14 protein-coding genes are annotated in these 12967 nt (G+C 34.4%); 12 read left to right on the top strand and 2 right to left on the bottom strand.

The annotated features are described in order from the left end of the window. Positions 1 to 185 precede the first annotated feature (185 nt). From HMPREF3239_RS02535 to HMPREF3239_RS02550, 4 genes are all read left to right on the top strand, one after another. Positions 186 to 383, top strand: coding sequence for a helix-turn-helix transcriptional regulator (locus HMPREF3239_RS02535; RefSeq protein ID WP_070854605.1), 198 nt, complete (start codon positions 186 to 188; stop codon positions 381 to 383). Next, a complete protein-coding gene (locus HMPREF3239_RS02540) occupies positions 370 to 804 on the top strand; it encodes a hypothetical protein (protein WP_070854606.1) in 435 nt (144 codons plus the stop codon). The genes HMPREF3239_RS02535 and HMPREF3239_RS02540 overlap by 14 nt, the downstream gene beginning before the upstream one ends. Before the next feature lie 200 nt (positions 805 to 1004). Next, complete coding sequence (locus HMPREF3239_RS02545) at positions 1005 to 1331, top strand: YnfA family protein (RefSeq protein WP_070854607.1); 327 nt, start codon at positions 1005 to 1007, stop codon at positions 1329 to 1331. Between the two features lie 30 nt (positions 1332 to 1361). Then, positions 1362 to 2372: an aldose epimerase family protein gene (locus HMPREF3239_RS02550; protein WP_070854608.1), complete on the top strand. Its 1011-nt coding sequence runs from the start codon at positions 1362 to 1364 to the stop codon at positions 2370 to 2372. A 77-nt stretch (positions 2373 to 2449) separates the two neighbouring features. On the opposite strand, the gene HMPREF3239_RS02555 is transcribed toward HMPREF3239_RS02550, so the two are convergent. Then, positions 2450 to 3112: an MOSC domain-containing protein gene (locus HMPREF3239_RS02555; protein ID WP_070854609.1), complete on the bottom strand. Its 663-nt coding sequence runs from the start codon at positions 3110 to 3112 to the stop codon at positions 2450 to 2452. A gap of 160 nt (positions 3113 to 3272) precedes the next feature. Here HMPREF3239_RS02555 and HMPREF3239_RS02560 point away from each other — a divergent pair, with 160 nt between their 5' ends. Then, entirely contained in the window at positions 3273 to 3980 is a 708-nt protein-coding gene (locus HMPREF3239_RS02560) for a ribose 5-phosphate isomerase A (RefSeq protein WP_070854610.1), read from the top strand. A 175-nt stretch (positions 3981 to 4155) separates the two neighbouring features. Here HMPREF3239_RS02560 and HMPREF3239_RS02565 read toward each other — a convergent pair whose 3' ends face one another. Next, positions 4156 to 5247, bottom strand: a complete 1092-nt coding sequence (locus tag HMPREF3239_RS02565) for a peptidoglycan release complex CPBP-like subunit SdpC (RefSeq protein ID WP_070854611.1) — start codon at positions 5245 to 5247, stop codon at positions 4156 to 4158. Positions 5248 to 5502: 255 nt separating this feature from the next. Between HMPREF3239_RS02565 and hutG the strand changes: the two genes are divergently transcribed. The 7 genes from hutG to HMPREF3239_RS02600 all read left to right on the top strand — a co-directional run bounded on the left by hutG (position 5503) and on the right by HMPREF3239_RS02600 (position 12827). After that, the gene (gene hutG, locus HMPREF3239_RS02570) at positions 5503 to 6438 is read left to right on the top strand and encodes a formimidoylglutamase (protein ID WP_070854612.1); all 936 of its coding nucleotides are present in this window, start codon (positions 5503 to 5505) and stop codon (positions 6436 to 6438) included. A gap of 318 nt (positions 6439 to 6756) precedes the next feature. Next, positions 6757 to 7932 (top strand): SulP family inorganic anion transporter, encoded by a 1176-nt coding sequence (locus HMPREF3239_RS02575; protein ID WP_070854613.1) that lies wholly within the window; start codon positions 6757 to 6759, stop codon positions 7930 to 7932. After that, complete coding sequence (locus tag HMPREF3239_RS02580; RefSeq protein WP_070854614.1) at positions 7929 to 9053, top strand: amidohydrolase; 1125 nt, start codon at positions 7929 to 7931, stop codon at positions 9051 to 9053. Before HMPREF3239_RS02575 ends, HMPREF3239_RS02580 begins: the two co-directional genes overlap by 4 nt. A gap of 128 nt (positions 9054 to 9181) precedes the next feature. Beyond that, complete coding sequence (locus tag HMPREF3239_RS02585) at positions 9182 to 10063, top strand: SDR family oxidoreductase (protein ID WP_070854615.1); 882 nt, start codon at positions 9182 to 9184, stop codon at positions 10061 to 10063. 80 nt (positions 10064 to 10143) lie between these two features. Then, positions 10144 to 10755 carry a flavin reductase family protein gene (locus HMPREF3239_RS02590; RefSeq protein WP_070854616.1) on the top strand — a complete coding sequence of 204 codons (612 nt, stop codon included), beginning with the start codon at positions 10144 to 10146 and terminating at the stop codon, positions 10753 to 10755. Between the two features lie 118 nt (positions 10756 to 10873). Beyond that, positions 10874 to 12184 (top strand): Na+/H+ antiporter NhaC family protein, encoded by a 1311-nt coding sequence (locus HMPREF3239_RS02595; RefSeq protein ID WP_070854617.1) that lies wholly within the window; start codon positions 10874 to 10876, stop codon positions 12182 to 12184. 127 nt (positions 12185 to 12311) lie between these two features. Further along, entirely contained in the window at positions 12312 to 12827 is a 516-nt protein-coding gene (locus HMPREF3239_RS02600) for an SRPBCC family protein (protein WP_070854622.1), read from the top strand. Positions 12828 to 12967: the final 140 nt, after the last annotated feature.

Here is a 12967-nt window from a genome sequence, read left to right on the forward strand (position 1 = left end):
ATGCATGTATATCATGAAGCTAAAGTTTTGACTGGTATAACACAATGACAATATATTATGATAGCCATTATAATTGAAGTGAACGAATAATGAAATGACTTAATATCTATGTCATATATAATTGACTATTAGCCTGTTAAATCGTTATGATGATGAATATGAGATGTTGAAAGAAGTGTGGAACAATGAATAAAGTGAAAGTATATCGAGGTGTAAAGAAAATCTCTCAACTAGAACTTGCACGTTCGGTTGGTGTATCACGTCAAACCATCAATATGATAGAGAATGACAAATATAATCCGTCATTAAAATTATGTATTAATATCGCTAAAACACTAGAAGTGACTTTAAATGATTTATTCTGGGAGGTTGAGGAAGATTAAAGATAATGACGCTTTGAAAGAACAAATCATAACATTGAAAGCAAAACTTGGCATTGTAAGTTTAAATTTCTTATGCGCTATTGCTATATTCGCAATGTTTGATGATAAACGTATTAAATATACAGATATGAACACACCAAACTTAGAGAATCGTGGCGCTATACCAAGAGGCATATTGAATTTAATCCCCAATTATAGATATGCTGATGAACAACAAAAATTTGTCATATTAAATGTCCATGCGACAAATTTTAATTGGATAATGATAGGATTAAGCATTGTGAGTGTGATTGATGTCATTATTGAATTCGCCATGCATCGTTTCCCTTTAGTCGCTATCATAGCACTCATATATAGTGTCATTCTATTGCTTATTGTCAAAGTTAAGACGAAGCACTTATGTAAGTTGCATGATGAATAAAATAGCCATTAAACGCTATCTATTAAATTTCTAATAGATAGCGTTTTCATTTTTTAATTTATATAAAATCTATGGAATATTAATAAAAAAAGTGTAACAATATGTATGTGGAAAAGTCAGTGCTTAAAATTTAAATAGATAAAGGTATGATTGGATTGATACAATGAGGCTAACTTTAGTAATCGTTGGAGGTCATTTCTATGCTTTATTCAATCTTTATCTTTTTATTAGCAGGTCTCTGTGAAATTGGTGGTGGCTATCTAATTTGGTTGTGGTTAAGGGAAGGACAATCAAGTTGGTTGGGATTTATTGGTGGCGTTATATTAATGATGTATGGTGTCATTGCAACATTCCAGTCGTTTCCAACTTTCGGTCGTGTTTATGCTGCTTATGGTGGCGTGTTTATTGTAATGAGCTTAATATGGGCATACATTGTCGATAAACAAGCACCTGATAAGTATGATCTAATTGGGGCATGCATCTGTGTGATTGGTGTATGCGTTATGATATTACCGAACAGAACCTGATTAAGCGTGTTTAAGAGGGAGACGTAAGTAATGATAGTTGAAGTAGAAAAGCAAAGACATGGTATTGACTTAATCAAAATTGATAACGATGAAACGAATATTGTATTCACCAACTTTGGTGCGCGCGTCGTTTCGTGGAAATACCATGATAACAACATCGTTTTAGGCAATAAAGTTGAAGCGGATGAATTTTATCCATCTAATCCTTTTCATTTTGGTGCTACAATTGGTCGCTATGCAGGTCGTATTGGTAATGCCAGCTTTAATTTAAATGGTGAAACATATCAACTTGAAGCGAATAATCACCTGCATCACCTTCATGGTGGCAGTAATGGTTTAGATCAAAGACTTTTTAATTACGACATCCAAGATAACATTACAAATATAAAGATTACCTTTACTGTTCAACTTAAGTCTATGGAAGATGGGTACCCAGGAGATATGTTTATTAAAGTGATTCACACATATGATGTAGAACACCGATGGACAGTAGAATATGAGGCACAATCGAATCAAGATACACTATTTAATCCAACGAATCACGTCTATTTCAATTTAAATAGAGATAACAATGTTATAGATAATCACAAGATTAAGAGTGAACAATTAAATATGTATCCAGTTGACAGTCATAATTTAATTACAAGCACAAGTCCAATTGATTTAGTAACAATATTTAAATCAAATTGCATTTCGTTTAGTGATATTTTTAACTCAGACAATGCCCAATTGAAAGAACAGGTTGGTGCAAGAAATGGGTTGGATCATCCATTCGATGTTGGAAACAAGCAATTTTTCATTGAGAATGATGAGTTCTTATTAGATGTTACTACAACAATGCCGAATGTCGTCATCTTTACGTTTAATGATACGACAAGTTGGGATAGTGATTTTAATATTTATAAAGCGCACTCAGGTGTATCTCTAGAAACACAATTTTTACCTAATGATATTAATGTGTATGGTAATAAAGCACAATCTATTTTAAAAGCGAATGACACATTTTACGCAAAGACAATGTATCACGTAGCAGAAAAATAATATAAAAATAGTAAGGGACAGAGGAAGAAATAAATTTTGTGAAAATCGTATTTCTTCCTCTGTCCCTTACTAGTCATTTATGATGTTGTTTTAAGTGCGTGATGATATAGCTTTTGCAATTTAGCTATACGAGTTTCACTTAAATATGGATTTTGTAACGCATAACGCAATCGATTGACGTTTTTGCGGTCGTTATAATAAATTTCATTCAGTTCTTGTACAGAGAGTCGTGTTGTTTCATCTGCTAAATGGATTAATTTTAAATCATCATCTTGGTCTACATAGCCTTCTTGTATGACTCGAAAGTAAAAGCCAGTTTTACCACTCGAAGTCATTCGTTTAACCAAATCTGTAATGCCGTACTTAGTTTGAATCTTCCAACACGGTTCTCTAATTTCGGATACCTCAATCACTGATTCACCTAATTGATATTGATTTCCAAAATAGACATCTGCTTCATCTAAGTCTTCTACAGTTAAATTTTCACCAAACATTGCATAATCTGGAACTGTGTCCAACGCATATTTGTACATGTTATAATGCGATTTGCTAAAGCAACACACTGCTTTATGAGGCCCACCATGGTCTTTGTACGCTTGTTCATCTTCGGCAAAGCCAGTTTTGGATAACCACATCTTTCCTGAAAAAGGTGACTTGTTTAAAGCTGATCGCATTTCTCTTTTTTGTCCGTAATCTAATTGTTCAATTTTGCCTACTGAAATTGCATAGACTGAAATCATTGTCTTCTCCCCCAGATAAAGTTAATAAGCAAAATTTTACTATACTCACAATTAAAAGATAAGAAAAATGATAAAAGAATTTCTCATATTGAACTAGGTATTTGTTTCAACGTCATGTAAAATAATAGTTGAGTATAATTGAAAAGGGGTCACAGTTAAGATGAAAGATGCTAAAGAACTTAAATTCATGACAGTAGATGATGCTGTAGCTCAAATTAAAGACAATATGATATTAGGCATTGGTACGGGGAGCACAATAGAATTGCTTATCCCAAAGATTGCTGAAAGAATTCATAATGAACAATTAAATATTACAGGTGTGTGTACCTCTAATAAAAGTGCATTAATTGCGAAGAAGTTAGATATCCATATTGTTGATATCAATGATGTTGATCACGTTGACTTGGCTATAGATGGCGCTGATGAAGTTGATCCTAACCTTAATTTAATTAAAGGTGGCGGCGGTGCCTTATTTCGTGAAAAAGTAATTGATGAAATGGCGCATCGATTTGTAGTTTTAGCGGATGAAAGCAAACTCGTTAATTATTTGGGTGAAGGTTTTAAACTACCAGTCGAAGTAGATAAATTTAATTGGTTACATATTGCTAAAAAAATTGAAATGTATGAAGATGTCGTGACAGAGCGTCGTATGAGTGATGATGTACCATTTATTACTGATAATGGGAATTATATTTTAGACTGTCAATTAAATAAACAAATTGATCCATTTACATTTCATGATTATTTAATTCATTTAACTGGTGTCTTAGAAACAGGATATTTTTTAAATATTACTGATCAAGTGATTGTTGGTACACAAGATGGGGTTAAAATTATAAATAAAGGGAGTGGGACAGAATTCTTTTAAAATTCGTCGTCCCACCCCCGCAAGGATGACTAGAACTGAAAAAAGCTTGATTTAAGTGCATTTTCAGTTCAGTCAGCTACTGCGAATTTGCAAAATAGCACCATCATATTAATTATGTCCTAGGCTTTTTAAATATCTTGTGAGTCTTTATAAGAAATCACAAGGTGTATAAGCTTTACTTATCCGTTTTATGATTCGCTGTGTCATTTACATGGTCGATTTCATCTTTGGCATCATCAACAACAGATGAACGTCTTTCTTCTTTATAAGCCGTATTCTCTTTAAGTTCTACATCTGAAATACTTGAAGATGTCTCAGACTGTGATGCGTGACTTACACTGTCATCGTTGTTAGGATGAGTGGTCTTGTTGTCTTCTTTGTCAGCACTTGTGTCATCAGTTACATCTTCACTATCTGAGTCTGTAATGTCGTCATCATTCACATGATCTAAATAATTGTTAGGTTCGACTTCATCTAGTGAACGATTTGTTGTTTTATATACAATAAATCTAATGATTAAACTTAAAATGATAAAGATAATACCCACTAATGTTGTACTCAAAGCAATGACTTTCATTGAGAACAAGTCACCAGTTTCTTCACTAAATAAGAATACTTGCGCAAATGTCATTGCGGCATGGAATACAACTGCAATATAGATTGTACGTCCTTTTGTTGCACGAATTAATTCACCGATAATCATTGAGAACATGAATGTATATAAGAAGTGATATCCTGCATATTCCATTCCGTAAGTTGTATTTGCTGCCCAAATAGAATAAATTAAACCAACAATGATTGAAGCAAAAAATGTATTCACTTTATTTTCAACAATATTTTGTAAATATGAACGGAATCCAAATTCCGCAAAAAATGCCATTAAAAGATGACCGACAATGATTGTTGTCACTGATACAGATAAATCAGTTGCTTGTAATAAAATAAAACTATCAGCAAAAGTATTAAAACTAAACATGCCAATCATGAAAATCACTAGCGGTAAAATCAGTGCTAGTAATATACGTTCAATAACTCTGATATCAACTGAAAATTTTAATCCAGCTAATTGAGCACGTTTATCTTTAAATGCAATAATACAAACAACTGCTGCGATAAACGGTGCAAGGTCAGTAAGATCAAATACAAAACGTTTGATACCTACTGTTGCTTGAAAATCTCGTAAGATTAATGATAGCGCCATCGTAACTACGAAGAATACGAATATTGTTAACGCCCATTGAAATCCTGATATACGATTCGTCTTCATTTATGTAACCTCCATTAGGGTAACCGTAAAAACTCTTTCTTTAATATTATACATATTACAAGGGTATAAATAAATTGTCCATTTTAAATATCATTAAAATGTAATAGTCTTGAATTATTTTTATATGATTGAAAACAATTTTTAATGTCTTAAATTAATTTGAAAAGGGTAAGCAAAAGTATAACGTAACATTAACGATGCATTACATTGTGGTGTAAGATAATGGTATAGAGTAAATCAATAGGGGGCAATGAAATGTATACACAAGGTAATCCGCAACTTTGGACAGGTCGTTTAGATAGCGACACAGATCCCAAACAGTTTAGACATTTTCAAACAGTACAATTTGCTAATTTAGAAAAAATGGAAAATGTAGGAGAGAAGACAGGCGTTGGTTTCTTAGGATATGCGGTTGATAAAGGTGTAGAGAACAATAAGGGTAGAGTAGGAGCAAGAAAAGGACCAGACGCTATTAAACGTGAGTTTGCGAAACTTCCAGATTTAAGTGAGTGTGATATGCTTGTTGACTACGGCAATGTCTCACATACGAATGACTGTCTAAGAGAGACACAACAGGAGATGGCACAGTTATCCGCTAAAGTTATTCAACAACATCAGCAAGCCTTTCTCATTGGTGGTGGACATGATATTGCCTATGCCCAATATTTAGCGACAAGAGATGTCTATCCAGATGCTTCAATTGGCATTATAAATATTGATGCGCATTTCGATACACGACCTGATGAACCACCTACATCTGGCACGATGTTTCGAGAAATACTAGATAATGATGATAAGGCTGATTATTTAGTACTAGGATTAGCTCAAGGTGGCAATACGCGCGCATTGTATGATTATGCGAAAGACAACGATGTTATCTATGTGTATGCGGATGAACTCTTACATCAAGTATCACCTACCATTAAAGATAAAGTAGAACGATTTATTCACGATCATGATACGATTATGTTTACGATATGTATGGATGTGATTGATAGTGCGTTTGCGCCAGGCGTTAGTGCACCAAGTGTGTTGGGATTATATCCGCATTCAGTATTTGAAATTAGTAAACGAATCATATTAAGTGAAAAAGTATCTTCCATTAGTATTGCAGAGACCAATCCTGACTATGATGTAGATGATCGTACATCTAAATTAGCAGCAAATTTAATTCATCATTTCTTAGTATAAGTATCAATAATTAACGTGAATGATAAGACTATACCGTTAACGATGACGTATTAATTGCTTATAAATCATGTATTCATATATGTGAGAGCGGGGAGTGGGACAGAATTCTTTTAAATTCGTTGTCCCACCCCCGCAAGGGTGACTAGAACTGAGAAAAGCTTGATTTAAGCGCCTTTTCAGTTCAGTCAGCTACTGCGAATTTGCTAAATAGCATTATTATATTATTTATGCCCCAGACTCCGCTCTTTTTCTAATTTAAATTGATAGAAAAGTTTGACAATTATGTTACGATATAAACTAATAGGGGAGTGACTGGTAATGAAACGATTAAGCTATAAGCAACAATGGCGTGGTGATGTTGCACAAAATATCTTGGCTGGTATCTTAATGGGGTTAGCATTACTCCCAGTATCTATAGCTTTCTCGTTTATCGTGCATATTAGTCCTACTGTAGGGTTGATGAGTTGTGGATTAATGATGTTGTTTATAAGTTTGCTAGGAGAACGGATTAGTATGGTATCTGGTCCGAGTAGTGGTATTTCTATTGTAGGTGCACCACTTGTTGAACAATACAATGTTCATTATTTAATTATGTCAACAATTGTTATGGGCATCATTTTGATTATCTTTGGGTTATGTCGTATAGATAAGATACTCCATCATATTCCCGATACTGTCGTTATAGGATTTATGAATGCGTTGGGGATTTTACTACTTACGACACAAATAAAATATATATTTGGCATTACAACTGCAACGTATTATGTAGCAATTGCAACATTTCTTATCATTTATTTATCCTCGAAATTGATACGATTGATACCGGCGCCACTAATCGCCATCATCGTATTAACAGTAGTAAGTTATTTAATTAAACCCAATGTTCAATTGGTACATGATTTAGCACAAATTCGACTTACCCTCCCTAAGCCTTCTGTTTATACAGAATTACTAAATGCACATGCACTTAGTATTATCATGTTATATGCATTAACCATGGCTATCATTTCTGTCGTTCAAACCAATCTTACTAACGATATGATGGACACCATAACGCAAAGTGAATCGAATAAAGATCGTGAAGTGATGGGTCAAGGGTTAGCTAATGTGTTAGTTGGATTTCTAGGTGGCTATGGTTCAAGCGCTTTAGTAGGTCAGTCAAAGTTTAATTTTAAAATGGGCGCCACAACACGGTTAGCGACATTGATTACTGGAATGTTTCTTTTATCTTGTGTTGTCATTTTGGGCCCAATTGTAGGATTAATTCCTATGGCAGTTTTGGCATCGGTACTCATTACGATATCCTTAAATACGTTTGATAGACGTACATTTAAACATTTGAGAGAAGCGCCAATTACACATGGCATCGTTATGATGATAACGATGATATTAATTTTAATGTCTCACAATTTAGCTATTGGTGTCGTTATAGGGACATTGATTTATTATGTCATTCACTTTATTTTCAAAAAGAAAGGACGACAATCGATATGACAACGTTTAATGACTATGTCAATTGGAGACGAACATTTCATCAATTTCCTGAAGTATCTCAGAAAGAATACGAAACGACGAAACGTATAAAACGTATATTACAAGCATATGATATTAAAATCATTGACCTTCCTTTAGAAACAGGTCTCATAGCTGAAATTGGTCAAGGAGAACCATGTATTGCTGTACGTACAGATATAGATGCGTTACCGATTACAGAGCAAGTTGACCATGAATTCACTTCAACTAATGAAGGCGTGATGCATGCGTGTGGTCACGATATTCATATGGCTAGCATCTTAGCTATTGCCACTAAATTAAAAGAACAAGAGCAAACACTTAAAGGTCGTGTGAAATTGATATTCCAACCTGCAGAGGAAACGGGTTATGGTGCTAAAGCAATTGCAGAGACAGACGTCTTGGATGATGTCAAAGCTATTCTTGGATTCCATAACTATCCAACATTAGATATTGGAGAATTTGCAATTAAGGCTGGGCCTATTACGTCCGCTGTTGATCGTTTTGAATTTAAAATTCACGGTAAAGGCGCGCATGCTGCAAAACCTGAACAAGGTAATGATCTAGTTATGGTACTCGGTCAATTAATTACAAGTCTACAAACGATTGTAAGTCGAAATATATCGGCTTTTGATAGCGCGGTAGTGACGATTGGAGAAGTATCATCTGGTAATACATGGAATGTAATTGCTGATCAAGCTTATGTCCAAGGCACAGTGCGTTCGTTTAAACCTGAGATTCAAAATTATATAGAACAGCGATTTCATGAGATAGCCCAAGGGTTAGAGCAATTATTTAATGTAGAAATTGAAGTTGTTTATACCAGACTTCCAGGAACGGTAGTCAATGATGCGTACTTAACGCAACATGCTAAAGAAGCCGCTAAAAAGGTCGGTTATAACATCATTGAATTAGAGAATCCGTATACGATTGGTGAAGATTTTTCTGGTTTATTAGCTAATCATCCTGGTGTGTTTGCATTTATTGGTTCAAATAGTAAATACGATCTACATCATCCAAAATTTGATCCAGATGAACGTATACTTGAGAAAGTCCCAGAATATTTTATAACGCTCATTGATCAGTTGTTTGAAGCGCTTTAATTTAATTCATCGCCAATGATGAAATTTAAATATGGTGTGTGTGACTGTATGATATTTTTCAATAATTGATTTAATAATCAATAAGAATGGGTAAACAAACACTAAACATGCTTTAGGAGTTGAATAAAATGGGCGCACAAGATCCAAGAACTAAATTTAAGTCATCTGATTATGAAAAGCAAGAACAAGATTTACCAGGACTTCAATCCAATTTAACACCACAACCTGATTGTGGGGAAACTTCCTATGAGGGGCATCATCGTTTATTGGATTATAAAATGTTGGTAACGGGAGGTGATTCAGCAATTGGACGTGCGGCAGCTATCGCTTATGCGAAAGAAGGCGCCGATGTTGCCATTAACTACCTTCCAAATGAAGAACAAGATGCGCAAGAAGTTAAAGACGTTATTGAAAAGGCAGGACGTAAAGCTGTCTTAATACCTGGGGATGTTCGTGATGAACAATTTAATTATGATTTAGTTGAACAAGCGTATAATGAACTAGGTGGTTTAGATAATGTGACATTAGTAGCAGGTCATCAACAGTATCATGACACATTACAAGGATTTGATACGCAATCGTTTAAAGAAACATTTGAAACCAATGTATATCCAGTATTTTGGACCGTGCAAAGGGCATTGGATTATTTACAACCTGGTGGATCTATAACAACAACATCATCTGTTCAAGGCTATAATCCCAATCCACTTATTCACGACTATGCAGCATCAAAAGCAGCCATCATCTCACTCACGAAAAGCTTCTCTGAACAACTAGGAGAGAAGGGGATTCGAGTGAATTGCGTTGCACCTGGTCCATTCTGGTCTCCATTACAAATCACTGGAGGTCAGCCACAGTCTGCGATACCACAATTTGGTCAAGATACACCACTAGGTAGAGCAGGACAACCTGTAGAACTCGCTGGCACATACGTCTTACTTGCTTCTGAAGACTCAAGTTATACAACTGGTCAAGTCTTCGGTGTAACTGGTGGTATTCAAATTAATTAAATATAAAATTGTAAATCCAACGCAAGGGTTTGAATAAGACTCTTGCGTTTTTATAATGAAATGAGTAGGAGTGATAGAGCGTGAAGCACATTGATCCTAAGCAATTAACAGATATTCAAAATTATAAATTATTAAGTGGCTCGATTATTCCAAGACCGATCGCATTTGTTACATCTTCAGATAGCGATGGGCGTTTAAATGCCGCACCATTTAGCTTTTTCAATATCGTTAATAATGCGCCACCTATGATTGCTATTTCCGCACAAAGAAAAGCAGGAAAACGCAAAGATACCGCAATCAATATGGAAAACGTTAAATCATTTGTTGTTCATATTACGGATGAAGATAATGTTGAAGAAATTAATAAAACTGCAGCGCCAATCCAACCTGAAGACAATGAACTTGATTTGACTGAACTCCATATGATGACTTCTGATATTATTGATGTACCAGCAATCAAAGAAGCCAAAATTAGATTTGAGTGTCAACTTGAACAAATGATTTTATTAGGCTCTGAAGATGAGGGCGCCGATTTAATTATTGGAACAATTGTTAAGTATCATATACAGGACGATGTATATTTTGGAGACAGTAAAATTAATGCAAATCAACTCAAACCTGTTGCACGTTTAGCAGGTAATGATTACGCTAAATTAGGCGAGCAATTTACAATTGAACGACCCAATCATTAATGTCATGTCACAAACGATGATTTTAAATATGCAATTTCCATAAAACTTTATTGACGTTATGACAGTATTCTTGTAACTTTAATAATAAAATTATTTTTATAAGGAAAGTAGGTTAAGTATGGAAGAACAAAGAAAAGGCAATGCATGGGCGTTACTGCCACTAGTATTATTTATTGCCTTGTTTTTAGGTGTTGGTGCAGTTACAGGTGATTTTACAAATATGCCCCTTAATGTAGCAATCACAATTACTGTTATCGTTGCCTTAATTATGAATAGAAAAGAAACATTCGCAAATAAAGTTGAGGTATTTACAAGAGGTGCAGGTCATTCAAACATTATTTTGATGGTCTTTATCTTTATATTGGCCGGTGCCTTTTCAACCACAACTGAAAAAATGGGTGGCGTTGAATCAACTGTAAATTTAGGTTTATCATTAATACCGCAGAATTTAATTATCGTTGGTTTATTTGTAATATGTATGTTTGTTTCTATTTCAATGGGTACTTCAGTAGGAACCGTTGCGGCATTAGCACCTGTTGGCTTTGGGTTTGCTCAAGCAACGGATATTCCAGCAGCGTTAGCAATGGGTACGGTTGTAGGTGGTGCCATGTTCGGCGATAATTTATCGATGATTTCTGATACAACGATAGCTGCCGTTCGAACGCAAAAGACACGAATGAAAGATAAATTTAAAGTGAATTTTTGGATTGTATTACCAGGAGCACTATTAACAATTGTTGTCTTATTCTTCCTTACTAATGGTATTTCAATAGATCACTCTAAAAGCTATGATTACAATTTAATTAAAGTCATTCCTTACGTATTGGTATTAGCCTTAGCACTGATTGGTGTGAATGTAATCATCGTTTTAATCGGTGGTACATTATTATCTGGTTTGATTGGCTTGTTTGATGGTTCTTTTGGTTGGAAGGGATTATTACAAGCAGTATCAGAAGGAATTATTGGTATGGAGGATATTGCAATCATTGCAGTGCTAATTGGTGGTTTAGTTGGAATCATTCAACACAATGGTGGCATTGAATGGTTACTGAATTTTGTTCGTTCTAAAGTTAAAACGAAACGTGGCGCAGAATTTGGTATTGCTGGATTAGTGAGTGCTGCAGATATTGCAACAGCTAATAATACAATTTCAATTATCATGTCGGGGCCACTTGCGAAAAATATTGCTGATGAATATGATGTTGATCCGCGTAAATCAGCAAGTTTGTTAGATATATTTGCGGGATGTTTCCAAGGCTTTTTACCTTATAGTCCACAAGTCATTGCAGCAGCTGGCGTGGCAAGTATATCTCCGTTTAGTGTTATGCCGTATTGTATTTATTCCTTTTTACTAGGAATTTGTGGCATTTTAGCGATTATATTAAGATATCCACGTGTTAAAGCTAAACCGAACAGCAATCTTAAGTAATCAGCACAGTTGTGTAGGTTGTTTTTTATTAAGAAATTTAAAATAATTAAACATTTTAATAGTTCAAAGTTTGGAACTGTATTGAAATACGTTAAAATAGAAGTAAGAGTGAAAGTAGGTGAAACAAGTGGCAAAATATAATGTAGAGAATGAAAATGTTGAAATTCATATCGAACGCTTATTGAAATACTCACCAGAATTAGTATATCAAGCTTGGACAGACGCAGATTTATTAAAACAATGGTTTATGACTTCTCAACGTACAAATAAATCTATTGATGTAGATATGAAAGAAGGCGGTTCATATCGAATTGTAGATTCACGTAATGGGCGTCAAAATATAATTCAAGGTACATATCAAGAACTCGTTAATAACGAGTATATTAAAATGACAATTGGTATGCCTGAATTAAGTGATCAAGAAGATATTATTGAAGTCGAATTTGAAGAACGTGAAAGTGGCGGTACACAAATGTTCTTCTATTATCAGTCATTAGTCGAACGTGAAAGACGTTTAACAACATTAGAATATAAACAAAAGAAAAAAGAATATCATGACTCAACTGTTCATGGTCTAGAATTGATGTTCGATAAAATGCATCAAATACTTGAACAATATGTAGAAGATAATCAATTGTTATAATCAATGACTGAAACGACTACAAACATTGACAGTAGTTGGTTGATTTCAGTTAACAATGGTCTCATGATATCTCAATATAAGTCAGTCATAAAAGTAGGGGTGGTAAATAAATAATATAATGAAGCTATTTTGCAAATTCG

Source organism: Staphylococcus sp. HMSC34C02 (genome assembly GCF_001838705.1).
Taxonomy (GTDB): domain Bacteria; phylum Bacillota; class Bacilli; order Staphylococcales; family Staphylococcaceae; genus Staphylococcus; species Staphylococcus borealis.

Coding starts and splice junctions, on each gene's coding strand:
- HMPREF3239_RS02535 (WP_070854605.1), top strand. CDS start 186: ATGAATAAAGTGAAAGTATATCGAGGTGTAAAGAAAATCTCTCAACTA.
- HMPREF3239_RS02545 (WP_070854607.1), top strand. CDS start 1,005: ATGCTTTATTCAATCTTTATCTTTTTATTAGCAGGTCTCTGTGAAATT.
- HMPREF3239_RS02550 (WP_070854608.1), top strand. CDS start 1,362: ATGATAGTTGAAGTAGAAAAGCAAAGACATGGTATTGACTTAATCAAA.
- HMPREF3239_RS02555 (WP_070854609.1), bottom strand. CDS start 3,112: ATGATTTCAGTCTATGCAATTTCAGTAGGCAAAATTGAACAATTAGAT.
- HMPREF3239_RS02560 (WP_070854610.1), top strand. CDS start 3,273: ATGAAAGATGCTAAAGAACTTAAATTCATGACAGTAGATGATGCTGTA.
- HMPREF3239_RS02565 (WP_070854611.1), bottom strand. CDS start 5,247: ATGAAGACGAATCGTATATCAGGATTTCAATGGGCGTTAACAATATTC.
- hutG (WP_070854612.1), top strand. CDS start 5,503: ATGTATACACAAGGTAATCCGCAACTTTGGACAGGTCGTTTAGATAGC.
- HMPREF3239_RS02575 (WP_070854613.1), top strand. CDS start 6,757: ATGAAACGATTAAGCTATAAGCAACAATGGCGTGGTGATGTTGCACAA.
- HMPREF3239_RS02580 (WP_070854614.1), top strand. CDS start 7,929: ATGACAACGTTTAATGACTATGTCAATTGGAGACGAACATTTCATCAA.
- HMPREF3239_RS02585 (WP_070854615.1), top strand. CDS start 9,182: ATGGGCGCACAAGATCCAAGAACTAAATTTAAGTCATCTGATTATGAA.
- HMPREF3239_RS02595 (WP_070854617.1), top strand. CDS start 10,874: ATGGAAGAACAAAGAAAAGGCAATGCATGGGCGTTACTGCCACTAGTA.